The sequence below is a fragment of the Brevundimonas sp. SGAir0440 genome (assembly GCF_005484585.1).
GTDB lineage: Bacteria > Pseudomonadota > Alphaproteobacteria > Caulobacterales > Caulobacteraceae > Brevundimonas.
This window is the reverse complement of the sequence record NZ_CP039435.1, coordinates 465,721-487,748: the sequence shown is the minus strand read 5'-3', so window position 1 is coordinate 487,748 and position 22,028 is coordinate 465,721. Positions and strand designations below refer to the sequence as shown.

The 22,028-nt window shown below is 62.1% G+C and carries 17 protein-coding genes; 10 read left to right on the top strand and 7 right to left on the bottom strand.

Annotated features, from left to right (window positions below; all coding sequences use genetic code 11):
- On the top strand, positions 1-3,264 hold the full coding sequence (locus E7T10_RS02285; RefSeq protein WP_137720547.1) for a glycosyltransferase: 3,264 nt from the start codon (positions 1-3) through the stop codon (positions 3,262-3,264).
- Positions 3,261-4,148, top strand: coding sequence for a class I SAM-dependent methyltransferase (locus E7T10_RS02280; RefSeq protein WP_137720546.1), 888 nt, complete (start codon positions 3,261-3,263; stop codon positions 4,146-4,148). The genes E7T10_RS02285 and E7T10_RS02280 overlap by 4 nt, the downstream gene beginning before the upstream one ends.
- 11 nt (positions 4,149-4,159) lie before the next feature.
- On the opposite strand, the gene E7T10_RS02275 is transcribed toward E7T10_RS02280, so the two are convergent.
- The 5 genes from E7T10_RS02275 to putA all read right to left on the bottom strand — a co-directional run bounded on the left by E7T10_RS02275 (position 4,160) and on the right by putA (position 10,865).
- Positions 4,160-5,020 carry a hypothetical protein gene (locus E7T10_RS02275; protein ID WP_137720545.1) on the bottom strand — a complete coding sequence of 287 codons (861 nt, stop codon included), beginning with the start codon at positions 5,018-5,020 and terminating at the stop codon, positions 4,160-4,162.
- Positions 5,002-5,676, bottom strand: a complete 675-nt coding sequence (locus E7T10_RS02270; RefSeq protein WP_137720544.1) for an ABC transporter ATP-binding protein — start codon at positions 5,674-5,676, stop codon at positions 5,002-5,004. Before E7T10_RS02270 ends, E7T10_RS02275 begins: the two co-directional genes overlap by 19 nt.
- Entirely contained in the window at positions 5,673-6,848 is a 1,176-nt protein-coding gene (locus tag E7T10_RS02265) for a chain-length determining protein (RefSeq protein WP_137720543.1), read from the bottom strand. Before E7T10_RS02265 ends, E7T10_RS02270 begins: the two co-directional genes overlap by 4 nt.
- A 27-nt stretch (positions 6,849-6,875) precedes the next feature.
- On the bottom strand, positions 6,876-7,637 hold the full coding sequence (locus E7T10_RS02260) for an ABC transporter permease (RefSeq protein ID WP_246846078.1): 762 nt from the start codon (positions 7,635-7,637) through the stop codon (positions 6,876-6,878).
- Between the two features lie 96 nt (positions 7,638-7,733).
- On the bottom strand, positions 7,734-10,865 hold the full coding sequence (gene putA / locus E7T10_RS02255) for a bifunctional proline dehydrogenase/L-glutamate gamma-semialdehyde dehydrogenase PutA (RefSeq protein ID WP_137720541.1): 3,132 nt from the start codon (positions 10,863-10,865) through the stop codon (positions 7,734-7,736).
- A 109-nt stretch (positions 10,866-10,974) separates the two neighbouring features.
- Here putA and E7T10_RS02250 point away from each other — a divergent pair, with 109 nt between their 5' ends.
- The 7 genes from E7T10_RS02250 to E7T10_RS02220 all read left to right on the top strand — a co-directional run bounded on the left by E7T10_RS02250 (position 10,975) and on the right by E7T10_RS02220 (position 18,272).
- Positions 10,975-11,436, top strand: a complete 462-nt coding sequence (locus E7T10_RS02250) for an Lrp/AsnC ligand binding domain-containing protein (protein ID WP_039243792.1) — start codon at positions 10,975-10,977, stop codon at positions 11,434-11,436.
- 118 nt (positions 11,437-11,554) lie between these two features.
- The gene (locus tag E7T10_RS02245; RefSeq protein ID WP_246846077.1) at positions 11,555-13,768 is read left to right on the top strand and encodes an AGE family epimerase/isomerase; all 2,214 of its coding nucleotides are present in this window, start codon (positions 11,555-11,557) and stop codon (positions 13,766-13,768) included.
- A gap of 89 nt (positions 13,769-13,857) precedes the next feature.
- On the top strand, positions 13,858-14,943 hold the full coding sequence (locus tag E7T10_RS02240) for a glycosyltransferase family 1 protein (RefSeq protein ID WP_137720540.1): 1,086 nt from the start codon (positions 13,858-13,860) through the stop codon (positions 14,941-14,943).
- Positions 14,944-14,978: 35 nt separating this feature from the next.
- A complete protein-coding gene (locus E7T10_RS02235) occupies positions 14,979-16,478 on the top strand; it encodes a phosphomannomutase/phosphoglucomutase (protein ID WP_137720539.1) in 1,500 nt (499 codons plus the stop codon).
- Positions 16,479-16,547: 69 nt separating this feature from the next.
- Positions 16,548-16,808, top strand: coding sequence for a hypothetical protein (locus E7T10_RS02230; RefSeq protein ID WP_137720538.1), 261 nt, complete (start codon positions 16,548-16,550; stop codon positions 16,806-16,808).
- On the top strand, positions 16,808-17,551 hold the full coding sequence (locus E7T10_RS02225; RefSeq protein ID WP_137720537.1) for a Crp/Fnr family transcriptional regulator: 744 nt from the start codon (positions 16,808-16,810) through the stop codon (positions 17,549-17,551). The genes E7T10_RS02230 and E7T10_RS02225 overlap by 1 nt, the downstream gene beginning before the upstream one ends.
- A gap of 52 nt (positions 17,552-17,603) precedes the next feature.
- Complete coding sequence (locus tag E7T10_RS02220; RefSeq protein WP_137720536.1) at positions 17,604-18,272, top strand: Crp/Fnr family transcriptional regulator; 669 nt, start codon at positions 17,604-17,606, stop codon at positions 18,270-18,272.
- Here E7T10_RS02220 and glmS read toward each other — a convergent pair.
- Positions 18,233-20,047 carry a glutamine--fructose-6-phosphate transaminase (isomerizing) gene (gene glmS, locus E7T10_RS02215; RefSeq protein WP_137720535.1) on the bottom strand — a complete coding sequence of 605 codons (1,815 nt, stop codon included), beginning with the start codon at positions 20,045-20,047 and terminating at the stop codon, positions 18,233-18,235. The genes E7T10_RS02220 and glmS overlap by 40 nt on opposite strands.
- A 161-nt stretch (positions 20,048-20,208) precedes the next feature.
- Between glmS and glmM the strand changes: the two genes are divergently transcribed.
- A complete protein-coding gene (gene glmM, locus E7T10_RS02210) occupies positions 20,209-21,555 on the top strand; it encodes a phosphoglucosamine mutase (RefSeq protein ID WP_137720534.1) in 1,347 nt (448 codons plus the stop codon).
- Here the strand turns inward: glmM and E7T10_RS02205 are convergent.
- Positions 21,552-21,917, bottom strand: coding sequence for a hypothetical protein (locus E7T10_RS02205; RefSeq protein ID WP_137720533.1), 366 nt, complete (start codon positions 21,915-21,917; stop codon positions 21,552-21,554). The genes glmM and E7T10_RS02205 overlap by 4 nt on opposite strands.
- Positions 21,918-22,028: the final 111 nt, after the last annotated feature.

The following is a 22,028-nucleotide window of genomic DNA, read 5'->3' as shown; positions in this document are numbered from 1 at the left end:
ATGTCGGAAGCGCGGTTCTGTTCGGAAGAAAATCTCCTAGCGCGGGTAAGCCATTTGGAGTCGGAGGCAGCTCGGCTGTCTCGAGAACTCAGCAGCGCGAAATCCGAGATGAATAGCTTAAAGCATGTCATCGGTTCTATAAATAACGCAGGTCCGGCAACCGACCTCTTGGCACTGCGTGCGCCGAGGCGGAACCTGCCACGGCCGATAAGGGTGCTGCGCAAGCGGTTAAGGGCGATGGGCCTCTGGCCGACGGCTCCAACGCGTTCATCGAACTGCTTACCAAACTCGGATAGTGCCGGAAAGCTGGAACGCGTTTCTAAAACGGCAACGCCCAATCTGGCACCGTATCTCAAGTCAATTCACGGCTACGACGCCTGGCTGGCGGCAAACGTCTTCACCAGTGCGCAGGAACGCGACCTGCGTCAGGCGTTGGAGAGACGGAGTGACCTTCCCACCATCTCCATCATCACCCCAGTATACAATACACCGCCCTGTCACCTTGCGGAGATGTTCTCCTCTGTTGAAGCCCAAGTATACAATGGTTGGGAGTTATGTCTCGTCGATGATGGTAGTACGGCGCCGGCCACTCTAGCTGCTCTCTCTAAGATCGAAGCGTCATCTCCCAAGGTGAAGTGCCGGAGATTGATATCGAACAGTGGCATAGCTGAAGCCACAAATGCGGCCGCCGCGTTGGCGACAGGCGAGATTATCGTCTTTCTTGATCATGACGATCGGCTGACACCAGATGCACTTGCTGAACTCGCTCTCTACTATGCGGAGCGACCCGATGCAGATTTCGTCTACAGCGACGACGATAAGATCGATGATCAGGGGCGACGCTTCGCGCCCCAGTTCAAGCCGGATTGGTCGCCGACGCTGCTGATGTCCTTTATGTACATGAGCCACGTCGTGAGCGTCCGGCGCTCGCTGTTCGAACAATTAGGCGGCGTCAGGGCGTCCTTTGATGGCGCGCAGGACTATGACTTTGCCCTTCGCGCTACTGAGATAGCCCGCCATATCGGCCACATACCGCGCGTGCTGTACCATTGGCGCGCTACGGTGGGGTCTACGGCTCAATCAGGAGACGCCAAACCCGAAAGTTTCGATGCAGGCTTGCGGGCGCTCCAGCAAGCGCTTGACCGGCGTGGCGTGGAGGGTCGCGCCATGCATCCGCAGTGGGCCCGTGACGCGCGTATCGGAATGTTTTCTATCGATTTTCCTGACAGCGGTCCGAATGTAACCATCGTAGTGCCGACCTACAATCAAGCCAGTTTGCTCAAGGACTGTATAGAATCACTCGCCCTGACAAGCTATGCGAACTACGAAGTGCTCATTGTCGATAATGGAAGCGACGACGCAGCTACACTAGATTATCTTGATGCCCTTGCGCGTCGGTCGCGACACCGGGTGATCACCATTCCCCGTCAGCCCGGTGGCTTTAGCTACGCGGCCCTGATGAACGAGGCGGTGCAACATATAGACACTGAGTTCGTCCTCTTCTTGAACAACGATACACGGGTGATCGCCCCACGCTGGCTCAGCCAAATGGTCGGCTACGGTCGCATGCAAGACGTGGGTGCGGTTGGTGCGCGTTTGTATTTTGCTGATGGAACCTTACAGCACGGCGGCATCGTGCATGGCTATCATGAGGGACTGGCTGGTCATGCGTTCAGAGGCGCTGCTCCCCATGACTGGGGGTACCTAAGTTTTGTGAAGGCGGCGCGGGAGTACTCGGCTGTCACGGCCGCTTGCATGCTTACGCCTCGCGCCTTGTTCAACAAACATGGTGGCTTTGACGAGGACCTCTTTGCCGTCGCATACAACGACGTGGACTACGGCTACCGACTGACACAGAATGGCTGGCGCTGCATCTACTGTCCGGAAGCTGAGCTCTTTCATTTCGAGGGAAAATCGCGCGCAAAGCGTGACAATCCGCGAGAAGTAGTGAACCTTCGCAGGCGTTACGGTGACTTCATCGATCCCAGCTACAATCCGAATCTGAGCCTAGATAACGAGCATTTCCAACCGGCATCGCGGCGGCGGCCGGGGCACTCGAAGGACCCGATCCGGATATGCGCCTTCTCTCACAACCTGAACTTCGAAGGCGCGCCCAATACGCTCTTCGACCTCTTAGTAGGACTGCAGCAGACAGGCCAAGCTGACGTCGTCGTGCTTGCGCCCGCAGATGGTCCATTGAGAGGGGCTTATGAGGATGCTGGCATTCCGGTCCATTTTTTCGAGAGCCCACATGTTGGGACAGATGTCTGCAACTTTGAGAAAAGGATAGCCGCACTCGCCGATGTCTACGACAAGTTCGGCGCCAACGTTGTGATCGCTAACACGCTTCCCATGTTTTTTGCCGTCAACGCCGCAGAACGTGCGGGTGTCGGATCTATCTGGTGTCAGCACGAGAGCGAACCTTGGGAAACATACTTCGATGCCGAGCAGCTGGCGGTTCAGGCTTACGCCTATGCCGCGTTTGGACAGGCCTATCGCGTCACCTATGTGGCCGAGGCGACTCGGAGAGGATGGGCGGCCGTGCAGACCAGAGACAACGCGCAGGTCGTGCGTCACGGCGTACCGCCCGAGCGAATTGAGATGGAAATTGGACGCTGGACACGGGAGGAGGCTCGACGTCACTTAGAGGTAGGACAGGGTGAGATCGTCCTCATACTGATGGGGACCGTTTGTCGACGAAAGGGGCAGTTGGATCTACTTCAAGCCCTAGCGCAGCTAGAATCTCGTGCGAGCGTTCTAAAGGTGTTTGTCGTCGGAGCTCTAGCGGAAGCAGAATATGCAGCCCTGCTGAATGAGCATGTTCGGGGACTCTCCGCCGAGTTGGCATCGCGTATCAAAATAACCGGCACCGTGACCGATATGACCGTGTACTACGCTGCTGCGGATATTTGTATCTGCACGTCTCGGGTCGAAAGTGCGCCGCGCGTGATCGTGGAGGCGATGGCCTTCTCACTGCCCATCATCACCACGCCGGTATTTGGCATTCCGGAAGTCGTTGAAGCGGATATCAACGCGATCTTCTATGAACCCGGGGAAGCAGAAGAATTGTCCCGTCGGATAGCAGAGCTTATGGATGATCCGAGACGGCGCCATGGAATGGCCTCACACAGTCGCGATGTTCTTGAAAGTCGTCCGGGCTATAGAGACATGCTCCAGCATTACGCCGTCCTGATCAGGGAAGCGGCGGTCTCACGCTCACCGCGTCGCCTAATGGCGTCGCCCTATCAGGTTGAGGGATCATGACGGCGGCAGTTGGCGCGGCGCAGGCCAGCGCGCATTGGGATCGGATGTACGAGAGTGCGACCCGTTCTGCCTGGACACAAAATCCGCAAGTCGCGGAAGAGTTGTACTTGCGAATGACGGGTGAGCCCGGATTTTGGCTTGAATGGCTCTTCACGAAAGGGATTTCCCCGGTAGACCGATTGCTGTCGATTGGCTGTGGTGATGGAAGTCACGAACTGGCCATAGGGCGCAGAGGTTTTGCGCGTCATGTGACTGCATTCGACGCTTCGCCGGTAGCCATCGAAATGGCATCTCGCCAAGCGGTTGAAGAAGGATTGGCGATCGATTTCCAAGTGCGACTGTTCGAGGACTTCGTATCCGATCCTGGAAGGGAAGCCTCGTTCGATGCAGTCTTCTTCTCCGGATCACTGCACCACGTCACTGACATCGAAGGCATGCTGAGCTCTGTCCGTCACGTTCTTCGCCCAGGCGGGAGCGTGATTGTGAATGAATATGTCGGCCCTTGCTATCAACTTTATTCACAGCATCAGGTCGAGATCGTTAATCGCATCCTGGATCACCTCCCACTGACTTTCCGTATGGGTGCTGGCGAGAGGCTGGAGTTGCCGAGGATGGAAGCAATCATTGCGAACGACCCAACGGAGGGCGTCCGTTCAGCGCTGATCCCCTTGTTGTTGCCCCTGTACTTCCGCGAGACATACCGCCGGGACGTAGGAGGTGCGCTTTTGCATCCGTTGTTTGGTTATCTGAACGGAGACCGCATCAACGACGGATCTCCGGAAAGCCGCGCGATTGTTCATATGTTAATTTCGATGGAACGAGAATTGACGCATGCTGGCGTATTAGCGCACGATTTCATGTTCGCCATTTATCAGCGTGACTGACGCCCCTTCGATCAAGCCTCTCGGCGCACGGCGAGCCTACGAAAGGCGATTCTACCATCCAGGGCGGGCAACATCAGACTGATACGGAAATCGGCGGGGGCGGCCAAGTTCCACTCATGCCGCAGCAGGAACTCGAAGCGACCTGGCTCCGTGAATGCATGTTCCAGCTTGGATGTCTCGTATCCATGGCCCCATTCCACCAAGAGTTCGGCGCGCGGCGCTGGGTCAATGTCGATCTGCGCGTTCACTGACCACACTCCCGCGCATAGCGATAAGTTTGGGCCGTTGAACAGGAGTCTGCGCCGCCCGAGCAGTGCAATCTCTCCATCGCCGTATTGAGGGGTATCGTAGCTGAATATTTCAGGAGGCCAGAGCGCCGTGCACCCGATAGCAGGCGGGAGCGAGTCATACATGGAAAGCGGGCAACTCACGTCGCGTACGCGCTTTGTCGGAAGGCTACCTAGTTCGACGCGTCCAAGTCCAGGAATATCCAACTCAGCCCAGGAATCTTGAAAAACTGGTGCGCCTTTCATCGCCAACATGCTCATTGCGGCGAACCTTCCTGATGCATGATACCGTGCGTCAGAGACGGGGAGCTGATGCTGGCTTTCGAGTGAACTGATCGCTTCGGAAGGTTCGCAAGCGATCAGCACCCACTGACTGACAGGCAACGCGTCATCCACGCTCCAACTTAACACAACGTGGCGCTTCGTCTCGTCGAGCACTGGCGGCTCGCCTCCCCAGAACTCGGTGTAGACCCATCCTCGCTCCTGGCAAGCACTAGCGATCGCCGCACGCCAAAGCGCGGATACGGGTGAAGGAGTCTGTACGATCCGAATAACGGAACGGTCGATCATGATGACCTGAGCCAATTATAGATGTCAATCGCCTCATCGATATCGTCGAAGATCCTGGCCTTTCCGCCTTCGATTATCAGCGCTCGCTGACAAGTAAGCTTGATCATATCCATGCTGTGCGATGCTAAAAGAAATGCTCGATCAGCACGTCGTTCAAACAGCTCTTCGTTGCACTTTTCCTGAAAGCGCGCGTCGCCGACAGCGACTAGCTCATCAACCAGATAGCATTCAAAGTCGATTGCAAGCGATAGGCCGAACGCGAGGCGAGCACGCATTCCTGACGAGTAGTGCTTCACCGGCTGATTTAAGGCCTTCCCCAGCTCCGCGAATGTCTCGACACGGTCGAACACTTCCTCGTAGCGCTTCGCGTATATCCGACTAATGAAGCGAATGTTGTCAACGCCGCTCAGACTTCCTTGGAATCCGCCACCAAAGCCGATCGGCCATGACGAGGTCATAGACCAACTCACCGCTCCTTCCGACGGCGATAGGACGCCTCCCAAGATCTTAATTAGAGTCGATTTACCCTGCCCGTTGCGGCCGAGGATTGCGAGACGATCTTGGCGTCCGAGTTGGAAGCTCAGATCGGTGAATACCGGCTTAGCGCCGGCGGTGAGATACGTCTTTCCGAGTTTCTCGACGAGCAGTCCGATCCCGTTCTGGGTCGTCATGCGTGAGCCCTACTCTCCCGGACGCCCGCCCAAAGCATCCAGCCAATGCCGTACGCGACCAAAAGCGACGAGAGCACCGCCAGTAGAGTTAACCACCGTTTCGGCTCCTGCGGCTTGTCCGGAAGGTCTGGTGTGACGATTTGATCAAGGTACAGTTGCTTACGCCGCGCTTCTAGCTGAGCGGTATTAAGAGCGGCCGTCGCCGACGCGACTAACTTATCAGCGAACTCGCGTTCCAGCATCAATGAATCATAGGTGCTGATCTTCGGCGCTAGAGAATCCGCTGCGCCTGCGAGCTTGCCCTGCTCCGCAGCAATCTGAGCTTGATAGGCCCCGATGCGGCTGTCCAACGCCTGAAGCTGCGGACTCTGAGGCGCGGTTGCCGCAAGTTGGTTGCGCTCGGCTCTCAGCGTCGCCAACTGTACAGCCAGCTCTCCGATGAGATTTGCTCCTTCTCGAGCTGTGCTCTGAGGATCGATGAAGCGCTCACGAGTACGGAAACTGGTTAGCGCCGTCTGTGCTGCATTAAGCCGCTCTCGGGCTTCCCGAAGCGTGACTTCAGCTTCCTGCACAGCGTCTGTCGCGGATCGACGATTGAGGCGATTCACCAATGCCTCGCCGCCATCAAGTAGAAGGGCATTGATGCGCTGGGCGTCCTTAGCGGAAAATGCTTCCACGCGCAGTGTGCTGATGCCTGTCGTGGAATCATATCCCACGGTCATATATCGGCTCAGACCCTTACGAAACGATACGAAAGAGTCGTCCCCCAGTACGCCCGGGACGCGCGAAAGTATGTCCACGTCGGGGCGATCATACGCACTGCGTAGATCAAACTTGCTTCCCAGCTCCTGGAGCGCGGCGGGGGAACTTAAGTACTCCTGAACAGCGAAGTTATCGGTCGATGCGGAAGACAGCCCTACGCCCTGTAATGCCATGCCCAGAGAAGACGGCTGCTGTTCGACCGACGAGCGGACGATAAAACGCGCCTCCGAAACGTAGCGAGGCGACGCTATAAACAGCAAATAAATAGCTGCAATCAACGTGGGCGCTAGCACCGCCAGCACGAAAGACGCCGGGATTCGGCGCAACGTCGATAAAACACCATCACGTCGCGCGGAACTCCCTCGTTCGTTGTCGAGAGGACCAAGGTAACGAAGTTCCGAGTTACTCATTTGCAGGATCCCAAAAGCGAGGCAGATTTACTCAACATCCACGCGTCGCCTCGCAGTCGCAAGAAGAGCAAGACCAACTAGTGTAAGCACCGCAGACCAAGCGATAGGATACCACGGATGGTAATGGGTTGGAACAAACTCACCAAAAGTTGCAGCCCGCACCATTTCGACTGTATGAGGCATAGGAATAAGCAAATATATTCTCTGATACGCGTCCGGCAACCAGTCCACCATAATGAAAGCTCCAGACAGCGGGATCATGAGATACATAAAAACTGGCACGATCCGCTCCATAACCTCAAAGCGGATAGATAGGGCAGAGAAAGTCAACGAAAGCCCTGTAGAAAACCAGAACAAGATCAACCAACCGCTATACATAAGCAGGACATCATGAGGAGGCGAAACAGCGCCAAGTACGAGCAAGATGATGTAAACGATCGCGAATGCAACGGTCGCACCAGAAAACTCCATAAGCGCGCGCGATACATAGATGTGCAACGGCTTGACTGCGCGATGGTGCATTAAGCCGACGTTTGCCTGAAGAGCATTAAGATTATAGCCAACTATGTGCCGGAAGAGTAGCAAGCACATATACCCCGTCATTACGAAGGGCGCGACTCGTACGCCGTGCTCATACTCAGGCTTCATGACAGCCCATAAGCCCATCACTCCGAGGCAGAAGATCAGGGGTTCGCCAATCAGCCATAGGAACCCCAATCCCTCTCGACCGTAGCGAGTGATGGTCTCACGCATAAAAAGCGCGCCAATGACACGGCCGTGATAGCGCATCGAGGAGATCATTAAAGCCTTGGCTTCGTGTAATGACGGGCGTAGCGATCAAGCGCATATACGTCGTGCCTGGGTGAGGCAAGCGAACATCCCATGCTAGAGGCTCAATAACGCCGGATCCCCACCCTGCGCGGCGATATTGATGCTGACAGCCTTTTCCGCTGCATAGCGGATCAGGCTGTTCGGGCCGCCCGCCTTGGGGCCGGTGCCCGACAGGCCCTCGCCGCCGAATGGCTGGACGCCGACGACCGCGCCGGTGATCGAGCGGTTGACGTAGACGTTGCCCGCCGGGACCAGCGACATGACCTCGTCGGCGAAGGCCTCGATGCGGCTGTGCACGCCCAGCGTCAGGCCGTAGCCACGCGCGGCCAGCTTGCCCGCGACCGTCTTCAGCTCTGACGGATCATAGCGATAGACGTGCAGCACGGGTCCGAACACCTCGCGCTCCAGGAAGTCCGGGGTCGGGATTTCCGCGATGGTGGGGGCGAACAGGTCGCCCTTCTCCGAGCCCATCGGCAGGGCGGCGCGGGCGACGATCTCGGCCTCGCGCGACAGGCGCTCGACATGGGCCTCCAGCGCGCGCCGCGATTCCGGATCGATCACCGGGCCGATGTCGGTCTTCGGGTCGGCGGGGTCGCCCACCGCCTGCACCGCCAGGGCGCCCTTCAGGCCCTCGATCAGGGCGTCGGCCGAATCCTTGGGCACATAGAGAACGCGAAGGGCCGAGCAGCGCTGGCCGGCCGAGCCGAAGGCCGACTGGATCACGTCGTCGATGACCTGTTCCTTCAACGCCGTGGTGTCGATGAACATGCCGTTTAGGCCGCCAGTCTCGGCGATGAAGGGGATGATGGCGCCGGGCCGGGCGGCGATGGAGCGGTTGATGGCGGCGGCTGTGTCGGTGCCGCCGGTGAAGGCGACGCCGTCGATGCCCGGATGGGTGACCAGCGTTGCGCCGACCGTCTCGCCGCGCCCGGGGACCAGGGCCAGCAGGACGGGGTTCAGACCGGCGCTGTGATACAGGCGTACGGCCTCGGCGGCGATCAGCGGCGTCTGTTCGGCGGGCTTGGCCAGCACGGCGTTGCCGGCGGCGAGGGCCGCGGCGATCTGGCCGGTGAAGATGGCCAGGGGGAAGTTCCACGGCGAGATGCAGGCGAAGACGCCCCGTCCGTGCAGGAACAGTTGGTTGGTCTCGCCAGTCGGGCCCTTGAGCGTTTCCGCGGCGGTGAAGTCGCGCTCGGCCAGCAGGGCGTAATAGCGGCAGAAGTCGGCGGCCTCGCGCACCTCGGCGACGCCGTCGTTCGGGGTCTTGCCCGCCTCGCGGCTGAGCAGGGCGACCAGCCGATCCAGATCGCCCTCCAGCGCGTCGGCCATGGCGCGTAGGACGATGGCGCGCTTGGCGCCGCCCTGGCGGTCCCATTTGACCTGAGCCTCGGCGGCCGCCTGGACGGCGGAGTCGATGTCGGCCGGCTCGGCTTCGGAGACGTGGCCCAGCACCTGTGATCGATCGAAAGGATTGGTCACGTCCTGGGCGTCGATGCCGGCCCGCAGCTTGCCGCCGATGATCGGGCCGCTGGTCAACTTCTCGCGGTCGACCAGTTCCAGCGCCTTGGCGTGGGCTTCGCGGTCGGCGGCCTGGGAGTAATCGCGGCCGAGGGAGTTCTGACGATCGCCGTACATGTCTTTCGGAACCGGAATCTTGGGGTGACGGTCAGGCGACTGCTCGACCAGGGAAATGGGATCGGCCGCGACAGCCGAGGCGGGCACGCGCTCATCCAGCAGGGCGTGGACGAAGGAGGAATTGGCGCCGTTTTCCAGCAGGCGCCGCACGAGATAGGGCAGAAGTTCCTCATGCCCGCCGACGGGGGCGTATGCGCGGACGATGACGGTCTCATCGGCCCAGGCTTCATGAGCAGCGTCGTAAAGGGCCTCGCCCATGCCGTGCAGGCGCTGGTGCTCGACTACAACGCCGTGATCACGCGCCATGCGGCGGACGGCGGCCAAGGTGTGGGCGTTGTGGCTGGCGAACTGGCTGTAAATCGCCGGCGCGGCCTCGATCATGGCCTTGGCGCAGACGAGGTAGTTCAGGTCGGTCGCCGCCTTGGTCGTATAAACCGGATAGTCGGTGCGGCCGAAGACCTGGGCGCGCTTGATCTCGGTGTCCCAATAGGCGCCCTTGACCAGGCGCACCATCAGCCGGCGGCCCGAGCGACGCGCCAGGTCTGCGACCCGTTCGATCGTCTCCAGGCCGCGCTTCTGATAGGCCTGAACCGCCAGACCCAGGCCGGTCCAGCCGCCCAGGCTGGGTTCGTGCGCCAGCCGGTCCAGCAGTTTCAGCGACAGGGCCAGACGGTCGGCTTCCTCGGCGTCCATCGTATAGTTGATGTCGTATTTCGCCGCGATCTGGGCCAGGCGCAGGATGCGGGGATACAGGGTCGCCCAGACGTCATCCTCGTGCGTCGCCTCATAGCGGGGCGACAGGGCCGACAGTTTCACCGAAACGCCGTGGCCGTGCTCCGGTCCCTGACCCTTGGATGTCTTGCCCACCGCCTCGATGGCGTCGGCGTAGATCTTCTCATAGCGGTCGGCGTCGGCCATGGTCCGGGCGCCCTCGCCCAGCATGTCGAAGCTGCACAGCCAGCCTTCCTTGTTCGACCGCTTCAGCGCCGCCTGGATGGTGCGGCCGACCACGAACTGCTCGCCCATGATCTTGACGGCGGTGGCCACCGCCTGGCGGATGACCGGCTCGCCCAGTCGGCCGGCGATCCGCTTGAGGAAGCCGGGCAGATCGGTGCGCGCCTCGTCGTCCACATCGACCAGCTTGCCGGTCAGCATCAGACCCCAGGTCGAGGCGTTGACGAACAGGCTGTCGGACTGGCCCAGGTGCGAAGCCCAGTCGGCGGAACCGATCTTCTCGGCGATCAGCCGATCGCGCGTCTCCTCGTCCGGCACGCGCAGCAGGGCCTCGGCCAGACACATCAGGGCCAGGCCCTCGCGAGTGCCCAGGCTGAATTGCTGAAGGAAGCTTTCGACCACCCCCTGCTTCTTCTGGCTGCGCCGGGCGTGTTCGACCAGGGCGGTGGCCTCCGCGACGACATCCGCGCGTTCGTTCGCATCCAGAGGCATGCGCGCCAGATTGGCGGCGACGGCCTCACGCTCGTCGCGGAACTTGTGCGTATCCAGACCGTCCCAGGCGGCCAGGCTCGAAGGCATGAAGGCGGGCGTGGTCATCGGCGACAAATCCTGTGGATTTCAGCCGTATATGCCGGAGTTCATTGAAGGTGCTTCGTATGATACATGGCTGGACCGAAGTTCATTCGGTGCGAGGCCGTGATTTCCGATGATCGATATCGACGCCGTTGATCGCCGCATCCTGCGTGTGCTTCAGACCGATGCCCGCATTTCCAACGCCGAACTGGCGCGGCGCTGCAATTTGTCGCCCGCCGCCTGTTTCGAACGAGTCAAACGGCTGCGCGAAAAGAAGATCATCACCGGCTACGCCGCCATGATCGACCCGGCTCAGGTTGGCCGGGACCTGCTGATCTTTGTCGAGGTCCTGCTGGACCGCACCACCGGCGACGTCTTCGAAGCCTTCGCCGCCGCCGTTCGTAGTCAGCCGGAGGTGCTTGAGTGCCACATGGTCGCCGGCGGCTTCGACTACCTGATCAAGGCCCGCGTCGGCGACATGGACGCCTACCGCGCCTTCCTCGGCGACGTGCTGGTGCGGATGCCGGGCGTCCGCGAAACCCGAACCTATGCGGTGCTGGAAGAGGTGAAATCGACGACGGTGCTGCCTCTATAAGGAGGCTAAAGAATACTTTTGATTGCGGTCTATCTACCTAAAGCTTTGCGGCAGGTGACGGACGCTCTCAGTTACCCTATGCCTGCACGCACAACAACAAGGTACGACGCCGTCGCCAATGCCGGTTATTTTCCCTGTCATCATGTGCGGCGGTTCCGGCACGCGTTTGTGGCCCGCGTCGCGACCGTCGCGCCCAAAGCAGTTCATTCCATTGTCAGGCAATCGGTCCCTGTTTCAGGAGACCGTCGAGCGCGTCATCGACCTGGCCGGCTCGAAGGGCAGGCTGATCGTCATTGGCGGCGCTGCGCATCGACAGACGATTTGCGAACAGTTGAAAGAGCTGGGGCGCGACGCAACCATCCTTTTGGAGCCCGAAGCGCGAGAGTCCGCCGCCGCCATGGCCGCCGCCGCCATCTGGACCAAACGACAGCATCCTGATGCGGTGAATTTGTTTGTCGCGTCCGATCACCACATCCCAGACGGCGACGCGTTTCGCGCTGCAGTTCTCACGGCAAGCGAGGCCGCACATACCGGCCGCATCGTCACGTTTGGCGTCGTGCCTTGCGGCCCCTCGTCGGCCTATGGGTACATTGCCCCCCGCAGCGAGGGGTTGGCGGAGGTCAAGGCCTTCGTCGAAAAGCCCGACCTCGTCACCGCGGAACGCTACATCGCCGAGGGGTATCTGTGGAACAGCGGCAACTTTGTCGTCCGCGCCGATGTGCTTCAAGACGAGCTACGCCAGGCCACCGCAGGCCTGATCGAGGCCGTTTCTGATGCGCTCGATTCTTCGCTCTCGGACGGCGGCGCGATCCTCTTGGGCCGCAGGTTCGGCGATGCGCCGAAGATCTCCATCGATTACGCCGTCATGGAAACGACTCGGCGCGCCGCCGTCCTTCCAGTTGCGTTCGATTGGTCGGACCTCGGCGCCTGGGACGCCGTTCACCGGTCGGGTGAGGGCGACGTCGGCCTGCATGTGTTCGAGGACGCCGAGAACTGCCTGGTCCGGGCCTGCGACGGCGTCCTGGTCGCCGCCGTCGGCGTGTCCGATCTCGCCATCGTGGTCGAACGGGACGCGGTATTGGTTACCGATCTGGCACGAAGCCAGGACGTGCGAAAGATCGTAAGTCGATTGGAAGGGCTGTCGCCGCGCCATCTCGACTTCCCGCAGACGCCCCAGGAAACGCTTGAGCAGGGCGCGACGCGCTTCGCGGCGTGGGTGCGGCAAACGGCGCTGCCGACCTGGTGCACCTTGGGCCAGAACGCCGAGGGCGGCTTCGAGGAGTTGCTGGCCCAGGACGGGCGGCGACTTCCGGCCTCACGACGCGCCGTCGTGCAGGCGCGCCAACTCCAAGTCTATTCTGCAGCAGGTCGTCTCGGCTGGCCAGGGCCTTGGAGCAGTGTGGTCACATCAGGCTTGGCCTGGACTGAGCAGCGCCTCATGAAGGCTGACGGGCGGCTGCGGACCCGGCTGTCTGTCTCCGGCACGCCCGAAGACGACACGACGACCATCTATGATCAGGCCTTCCTTCTCTTCGCCCTGGCCGACATTTCGATCGCCGTGCCCGCGGCATCCGTCGAGGATCAGGCGGCCCAAATCCGCGATCAGGTGGTGGCTTCCATGGACGCTGACGGTGGTGTCGTGGAAACTGGCGACCATCCCTATCAAGCTAACGCGCACATGCATCTGCTAGAAGCGGCGCTCGCGTGGGAGGACGCAGGAGGCGACTCGTGCTGGGCAGGGCTTTCGGATCGGATCGTCGCCTTGGCGCGCAAACGGTTCATCGATGCCGACACCGGCACGATCCGAGAATTCTTCTCTTCCGACTGGTCTCCGGCAGCCGGCGGCGACGGTTCGCTGATAGAGCCCGGCCATCAGTTTGAATGGGCCTGGCTTCTGGCTCGTTACGCCAGAGCCCGCGCCGACGCTGAGACACTCGAGGTGGCTTGGCGACTGTTCGAGGCTGGCCTGAACGGTGTCGATCCCTCGCGGGGGGTGGCGATCGATGCGATGGATATCGACGGCTCGATCCGAAGCGCGCGGGCGCGCCTGTGGCCGCAGACGGAATGGCTGAAGGCCGCCCTGATCCTGGCGTCGTCTTCAGACGACGGTCGACGCGATCTGTGCCTGATGCAAGCCGCCAAAGCGCAGCGCGCCCTCTGGCGTTACCTGACGCCCGTCGGTCTGTGGCGCGACAAAATGCTGGAGAGCGGCGATTTCATCGACGAGCCAGCGCCTGCCAGTTCTCTCTACCACATCATGGCCGCCTACAGTCAGGTCAGGGCCACGCTAGGCGCCCTGCGCCCTGATCTTGCCTCTTCGCTGGATCTGTAATCAGAGCTCTCGACATCCGTCTCGCCTTCGTCATGCGAACCGTCTAGAAGTTCCGCCCTTACTCAACGGCTCAGGGTCCGCCCGCCTCAATGCGCATCGTTCTGGCCACCGACGCCTGGGAACCTCAGGTCAACGGCGTCGTCCGCACCCTGACGCGCACGGTCGCGGAATGCCGCGGCATGGGCCATGAGGTCGAGGTCATCGAACCCAGTCTGTTCAAGACCATCCCCTGCCCCACCTATCCGGAAATCCGGCTGGCGCTGGGAGCGGAAGAAGAGATCCGCGAGATGCTGCGCGCCTTCGAACCCGAGGCCGTCCATATCGCCACCGAAGGCCCCATCGGTATCGCCACCCGCCGCATCTGCGTGGAATGGAAGCTGCCGTTTACGACCAGCTATCACACCAAATTCCCCGAATACGTCTCGGCTCGTTTCCCGATCCCGGTTCAGGTCGGCTATGCCTATATGAAGTGGTTCCACAAGCCGTCGGGACGGCTGATGGTGGCGACGCCGACCCTGCGCGACGAACTGGTCGAGCATGGATTCAAGAACGTCTCCCCTTGGTCGCGGGGCGTGGACACGGAGGTGTTCAACCCCGATCTGGAGCGCATCTACGACGAGCTTGGCGGCAAGGACTGGCCGCGGCCCTTCTTCCTCAACGTCGGCCGTGTGGCGGTCGAGAAGAACATTGAGGCCTTCCTTCAACTGGACCTGCCCGGCACCAAGATTGTCGTGGGCGATGGCCCGGCCCGCGCCGAGCTCGAGGAAAAATATCCGGAGGCCAAGTTCCTCGGCGCCAAGTTCGGCGACGACCTGGCCCGCTGTTTCCGCGACGCCGACGTCTTCGTTTTCCCCAGCTGGACAGACACCTTCGGTCTGGTGATTCTGGAAGCCATGGCCGCCGGCACGCCGGTCGCGGCCTATCCGGCCCACGGCCCGATCGACATCATTCCAGGATCGAACGCCGGCGCAATCGACAAGGACCTCAAGACCGCCTGCCTGCAATGCCTTGATCTCGATCGCAAGGCTGTGCGCGCCTATGCGGAAAAATTCAGCTGGCGCGCTTCGGCCGAGCAGTTCGTCGAGAACCTGCAACCCTATCCGGAACCCGAGCGTGGACGCTTCTGGCGTCGCCTGCGACGCATCGCCCGCATCCGCAAACGCGCCGCCGCCTGATCGATCGGCCCGTCGAGCCGCCCCAAGGACAAGCCATGATGAAACCCCGTCAGGACCTGAAGCCGAACACGGCTGCTTACGAAACTCAGCCCTTGGTCAAGCCGACCGGTTTTCGCGAATATGATGCGCGCTGGATCCTGGAAAAAGAGATCAACCTTCTCGGCATTCAGGCTCTTGGCCTTGGCCTGGCCACCTACGTCCACGAAATCGGCGTCGCGCCCAAGATCGTCACCGGCCATGACTTTCGTGGCTACAGCCTCAGCGTCAAACAGGCCCTGATCCTGGGGCTGCTGGAAGGCGGGATGGAGGTTCTGGACGTGGGCCTGGCCTTGTCGCCGATGGCCTATTTCGGTCAGTTCGAACTGGATGCGCCGTGCGTCGCCATGGTCACGGCGAGCCACAATGAGAACGGCTGGACCGGGGTGAAAATGGGGGCGAACAAGCCCCTGACCTTCGGCCCCGACGAGATGGGCCGCCTGAAAGAAATCGTTCTCAACGGCGAGGGCGTGGCCCGCCCCGGCGGCAAGCTAGTGCGCGTCGAAGACTTCCGCGAAACCTATGTCGCCGACGTGGCCTCCAAGGTGCAGATTAAGCGACCGCTGAAGGTCGTCTGCGCCTGCGGCAACGGCACGGCCGGCGCCTTCGCCCCCGACGCCCTGCGCCGGATGGGCGTCGAGGTGATCGAAATGGACACCGACCTCGACTACACCTTCCCGAAATACAATCCAAACCCGGAAGATCACGCAATGCTGGTGCAGATGGCCCAGCGGGTGCGTGAGACGGGCGCCGATCTGGCCCTTGGCTTCGACGGCGACGGAGACCGCTGCGGCGTGGTGGACGACACCGGCGAGGAAATCTTCGCCGACAAGATCGGCCTGATGCTGGCCCGTGACCTGTCCAAGGTCTATCCGGACAGCACCTTCGTCGTCGATGTGAAATCGACCGGCCTCTACAAGACCGACGATATCCTGAAGGCGAACGGCGCTGAGGTCGTGTACTGGAAGACCGGCCACTCATACATCAAGCGCAAGACCGCCGAACTGGGCGCCTTGGCCGGGTTCGAGAAGTCGGGCCACTTCTTCATGGCCGGCGATCTGGGCCACGGTTACGACGACGGCCTGGTCGCGGCCGGCGCAGTGTTGGCCATGCTGGATCGCAATCCGGACAAGAAACTCAGTGAACTGAAGACTGCCCTGCCGGACGCCTGGACCAGCCTGACCATGTCGCCCCATTGCGACGACGAGCTGAAATACGGCGTGCTGGAGCGGATCGTGAAGGAGTATTCCGATCTGGCCGCAGCAGGCGGCGAAATCCTGGGCCGCAAGATCGTCGAGGCTATCACCGTCAACGGCGTTCGCGTGCACCTGGACGACGGCTCATGGGTCCTGGTCCGCGCCTCGTCCAACAAGCCGGAACTGGTCGTGGTGGTCGAGAGCATGCGTTCCGAAGACGACATGCGCGACCTGTTCCGCAAGGAGATTAAGCCGCGCCTCGCCGCCTATCCCGAAATCGGCGCCTTCAATCAGGAAATCTGAAAGATCACAGCGGACTGAACCAATCGCGTTCGTGACCGCTTCCCTCTCGGCTGAGGCCAGGAGGGAAGATTGCCGCGTTACTTTTTCCATACCCAGAACGGAGATTGCATCCGCGACGATCAGGGCGAGGAACTGAGGAGCGTTGACGCGGCCCGTGAGGAAGCGGTCGCCGTACTGGGCGAAATCCTGCGCTATCGGGGCGCATCGTTCTGGACGACCCGCGCCTTCAGCGTCATCGTCACGGATGACGAGGGGCAAACGGTCGTCAGCGTCACGGCGTCCGCGTCCGATCAGGCGCCCGAGGGCTGGACATTGACGGGGGACGCGTGATGACCAAGGCTGGCAGCGTCTCAAAGATAACCACGCTGGTCGATAAGTTGTCGCTTCGGGACAGGCTCAATCCCGAAGAAATCGATGCGTTGAGCGCTGTACTCGATGCGCCTAAAACCGTCTCCGCCGGATCCGATATCGTGCGCGAGCACACCCGCCCGCTGCACAGCACGCTGCTGATTTCCGGCTTTTCCGCGCGGTATTCCACGCTGGAGGACGGGTCGCGTCAGATCACGGAAATCAATGTGTCGGGCGACTTTATCGATCTGCACAGCCTGTTGATGAAGCAGATGGATCACGGCGTCGTCGCCTTGACCGATTGCGTGATCGCAGAAGCGCCGCACAGCGGCTTGATCGACATCACCGAACGACATCCACACCTGGGCCGACTGCTTTGGCTGGACACCATCATTGACGCCGCCATTCATCGACAATGGCTGGTGGCCATGGGACGGCGTAGCGGCCTGGGCCATCTGGCGCATCTGGTATGCGAGCTTTACCTGCGCCTTCAGGCCGTCGGCCAGACGGGCGATCTGACCTTTGAACTCCCGCTGACGCAAACGACGCTGGGTGACGCGCTGGGTCTATCGACCGTCCATGTCAGCCGCCTGATTTCCGAGCTTCGCAGCGAGGGCGTCGTTGCCTGGTCAGGCGGGCGGATCGATATCCTCGACTGGCGTCGTCTGGCGGAGATCGCCGAGTTCGACCCCACCTATCTGCGCCTGCAATGCGAGCCTGTCTGAGCGCTTAACGCATGTTATCGCACCGAACGGCGATCGGCCGTCTAGACGGAGCATGTCCCAGTCAAACCTCGCCCACGCTCTATTGTCCGCCCTTGCGGTGCAGGGCCTGGACGAAGGGGACGCCTTCTTCGCCGAGGCCGGTGCGAGAACCTCAACCACACAAAATGGCGAAGCGGTCGTCACGCTGATCTTGTCCGGCGTCCTGGCGCGGATCAGGCTCGACGGCGCTCTGTCGCATGGGCTGGCGTCCAGCGACGACGTGATCAACTTCGACGCTGTATTGGGCGGGGGTGGGCCAGAGTCGGCCGTTTGGTTGACGGCCGGACGATACCTGACCGTCTCCGCTCGCAAGCTGGCGCAAAAGATCGATCGCGACAGTCTGGTCGAGATGGCGCTGATTGATCTTCGCCGTCGCAACATCGCCCTTCAGGCTGAGCTTTCGCGCCACGCCACATTAAAAGTCAGTCAGCGCCTGGCCGCCCTATTGCTCGACGTTCACGACCGAAAGGGAGGCGCCGTCCTGGCCCTTCGTCAAACCGAGCTGTCGCAGCTGATGGCTGTGCGACGCGCCAGCATATCGACCGCCTGCACCGAACTGTGCGCCGCCGGCGCCGTGCGGCTGCGGCGCGGCGCGATCCAGATCACCGATGCAGACGCCCTGCGGCGGATGACAGACGCGACCTATTCGACCGTGACGGATTTGGCCAGGTTGCGGGGCTGATCGACGTCGGTGCCCTTCTGAGCGGCGGTGTAATAGGCCAGCAGTTGCACCGGCACGGCATAGACCAGGGGCGCGATCAGCGGGTGACAGTCGGGGGCGTGGATGCGGCGAATACCGGCGCCGTGCGGATCGGGCGCCTTTTCCGGCGCGATCATGACGACCGGGCCGCCCCGTGCGGCGACCTCCTGCAGGTTGGACGCGGTCTTTTCGAACACATCGTCAAGCGGAGCCAGGGCGATGGTCGGGGTCTCTTCGTCGATCAGGGCGATGGGGCCGTGTTTCAACTCTCCGGCGGCATAGCCCTCGGCGTGGATATAGCTGATCTCCTTCAGCTTCAGCGCGCCTTCCATCGCCAGCGGGAACATGGCCCCGCGCCCCAGGAACAGGACATCGTCGGCCTTTGACAGGTCGTGGGTCACGGCGCGGATGCTGTCGCCCATCGTCAGGGCCTCGGCAATCAGGCGCGGGCTTTCGAACAGAGCCTTGACCAGCTCGGCCTCGTGAGCCGCATCGATCCGGCCGCGCGCCACGCCCGCCGCCACGGCCAGTGCCAGCAGGGCCGCGACCTGGGCGGTGAAGGCCTTGGTCGAGGCGACGCCGATCTCGGGCCCGGCATGGGTGGGCCACAGCACGGCGGCCTCACGCGCCATGGAGGACGAGTGAACATTGACGACGGCGGCGGTCTGCAACCCTTGCGCCTTGCACCAGGTCAGGCTGGCTAGGGTGTCGGCCGTCTCACCCGACTGGCTGACGGCGACGGCCAGGGTCGATTTCGACACGGCGGGCGAGCGATAGCGGAACTCGGATGCGATCTCGACGTCGCAGGGCAGGCCAGCCAGCTTCTCGAACGCGTAGCGGCCGATCTGGCCAGCGTAGAAGGCGGTGCCGCAGGCGACGATCTGGATGCGGTCGATGGCGGCGAAATCGACGGGATTGATCTTGGCCTTGCCCGTCACCAGGTCGAGATATTCCGACAGGGTGTGCTGGACGCTGTCGGGCTGTTCATGGATCTCCTTTTCCATGAAGTGGCGATATTCGCCCTTCTCAACCATGGCCGATGAGGCCGAGACCTGAACGATGGCGCGTTCGACCGGCTTGCCCGCCACATCGAACATCTGAGCGCCGGCCTTGGTCACGGCGACATAATCGCCCTCTTCCAGATAGGAAATCTTCTGCGTGAACGGACCGACGGCCAGCGCGTCCGAGCCCAGATACATCTCGTCCTCGCCCCAGCCGACCACCAACGGGCTGCCGCGCCGGGCGCCCAGGATCAGGTCGTCCGTCCCGTCGATCAGCACCGCCAGCGCATAGGCGCCGGTCAGCCTGTCGAGGGTGATCTTGAACGCGTCAAGCGGCGCGCTCCCGGCGTTCAGTTCGGCGTCCAGCAGGTGGGCGATGACCTCGGTATCGGTCTGGCTTTCGAAGACATGGCCTTCGGCCGCCAGTTCGGCCTTCAACTCGGCGAAGTTCTCGATGATGCCGTTATGGACCAGGGTGACACGACCGGCCTTGTGCGGGTGGGCGTTCTCGGTCGTCGGCGCGCCGTGGGTCGCCCATCGCGTATGGCCGATGCCGACCGTCGCCGTCATCGGATCCTCGGCCAGGACGGCCTCCAGATTGCGGATCTTGCCCTTGGCGCGGCGGCGCTCGACCGAGCCGTCCACGACGGCGGCGACGCCGGCGGAATCATAGCCGCGATACTCCAGCCGTTTCAGGCTGTCGATCAGCCGGGGAACGACAGGACCATTGCCGGTGACGCCGATGATGCCGCACATGAGCGAAGGCTCCGAGAAGTCAGGAAAAGGGCGCCGCTTTGCACTGGCGGCGATCCGGGGCTAAGCCACACATCAAGCCCCATCGGCCGTCTATGCAATCTTAAGGCGGGCCGCATCAAAAAAGGGGTTTCGGAACGTTACCCGAAACAAAGGACCAGGCCTTGGGCGACAGAAAATACTTCGGCACCGACGGCATTCGCGGCTGCGCCAATACCCATCCGATGACGGCCGAGGTCGCGCTGCGTGTGGGTCTGGCGGCCGGGAAACTGTTCCGCACCGACGACGACCGCCGCCATCTGGTGGTGATCGGCAAGGACACCCGCCTGTCGGGCTATACGATCGAGCCGGCCCTGGTCGCCGGGTTTGCTTCGGTCGGAATGGACGTGCGCACCTTCGGGCCCGTGCCGACACCGGGCGTGGCCATGCTGACCCGCTCGATGCGGGCCGATCTGGGCGTGATGATCTCGGCCTCGCACAACGACTATGCCGACAACGGGATCAAGCTGTTCGGGCCGGACGGCTACAAGCTGTCGGACGAGATCGAACTGAAGATCGAGGCCATGATGGACCAGGGCCTGGACCAGGGTCTGGCGCCGTCGAACAAGCTGGGCCGGGTCAAACGCATCGACGACGCACAGGCGCGTTATATCGAGATCGCCAAACAGGCCTTCCCCAAACGGCTGACGCTACAAGGGCTGCGCATCGCCGTCGATTGCGCCAACGGCGCCGGATACAAGGTCGCGCCCACCACCCTGTTCGAACTGGGCGCCGAAGTCTTCCCCGTCGGCGTGACCCCCAACGGCACCAACATCAACGCCGAGTGCGGCTCGACCCATCCGGCGACCCTGGCCGATGCGGTCAAACGCTACCGCGCCGACATCGGCATCGCCCTGGACGGCGACGCCGACCGACTGATCATCTGCGACGAGACGGGTCGGGTCGTGGACGGCGATCAGATCATGGCCCTGGTCGGGCTGGACTGGGCCAGGCGCGGCCTCCTGACCGGCGGGGGCGTGGTGGCCACCGTCATGTCCAACCTGGGGTTAGAGCGTAAACTGAAGTCCGAAGGCCTGACGCTGGAGCGGACCAAGGTCGGCGACCGCTATGTCATGGAAAGGATGCGCGAAGGCGGCTTCAACATCGGCGGCGAGCAGTCGGGCCACATCATTCTGCACGACCATGCCACCACCGGCGACGGCCTGATGGCGGCGCTGCAGGTGCTGGCCGTCCTGGTCGAATCCGGCAAGCCGATGAGCGAACTGGCCCGTCAGTTCGAGCCCGTGCCGCAAAAGCTGGAGAACGTCCGCTTCACCGCCGACAAGCCGCTGGAGACCGACGCGGTCAAGGCCGCCATCGTCGAGGCCGAAGCGGCCCTGAGCGGTCAGGGACGGCTGCTGGTGCGCCCCTCGGGCACGGAAAAGCTGATCCGCGTCATGGCCGAGGGCGACGACGAGGCGCTGGTGAAACGCGTAGTGGCCGATGTGGCGGGCGCGGTGCGCTCAGCCTAGGGCTTGCACGCCGCCGGCGGGTCGCCGTCGCGTTCCCACAGCTTGCAGGACCGGTCGATCTCGCCTTGGATAAGGTCGCAGGGGTTGGCGGCGTTGCAGGGCGGGCGGGTCGCCGGGCTGACCTGGATGCAGCGCTCGACCAATCGGGCCGAGGCGGCGGCGCCGATGGCGTCGCGGCAGGGGACCTCGCTGATCGGCACCGGCTGAGCGGGCATGTCGGGACCCTCGGGGATCTTGGCCTCAGGGTCGTCGGCCGGCAGGGTCTCTTCCTTCTCCGCAACCGCCGGCTTGGCGGGCGCGGCAGGCGGCGGAGCGTCCGGCGTCAATGGAACCGCGTCGATGACGTCGCTGCGTGCCGCCATGTCTCCGGACGCAGGCTGATCGGCTGGATCAGCGCGCTGACATCCAGCCATCAACAGAACGCAGGCGGCCATTGAAAGCCAGGGGGATCGACGCATCGACTTGTCTCCGGT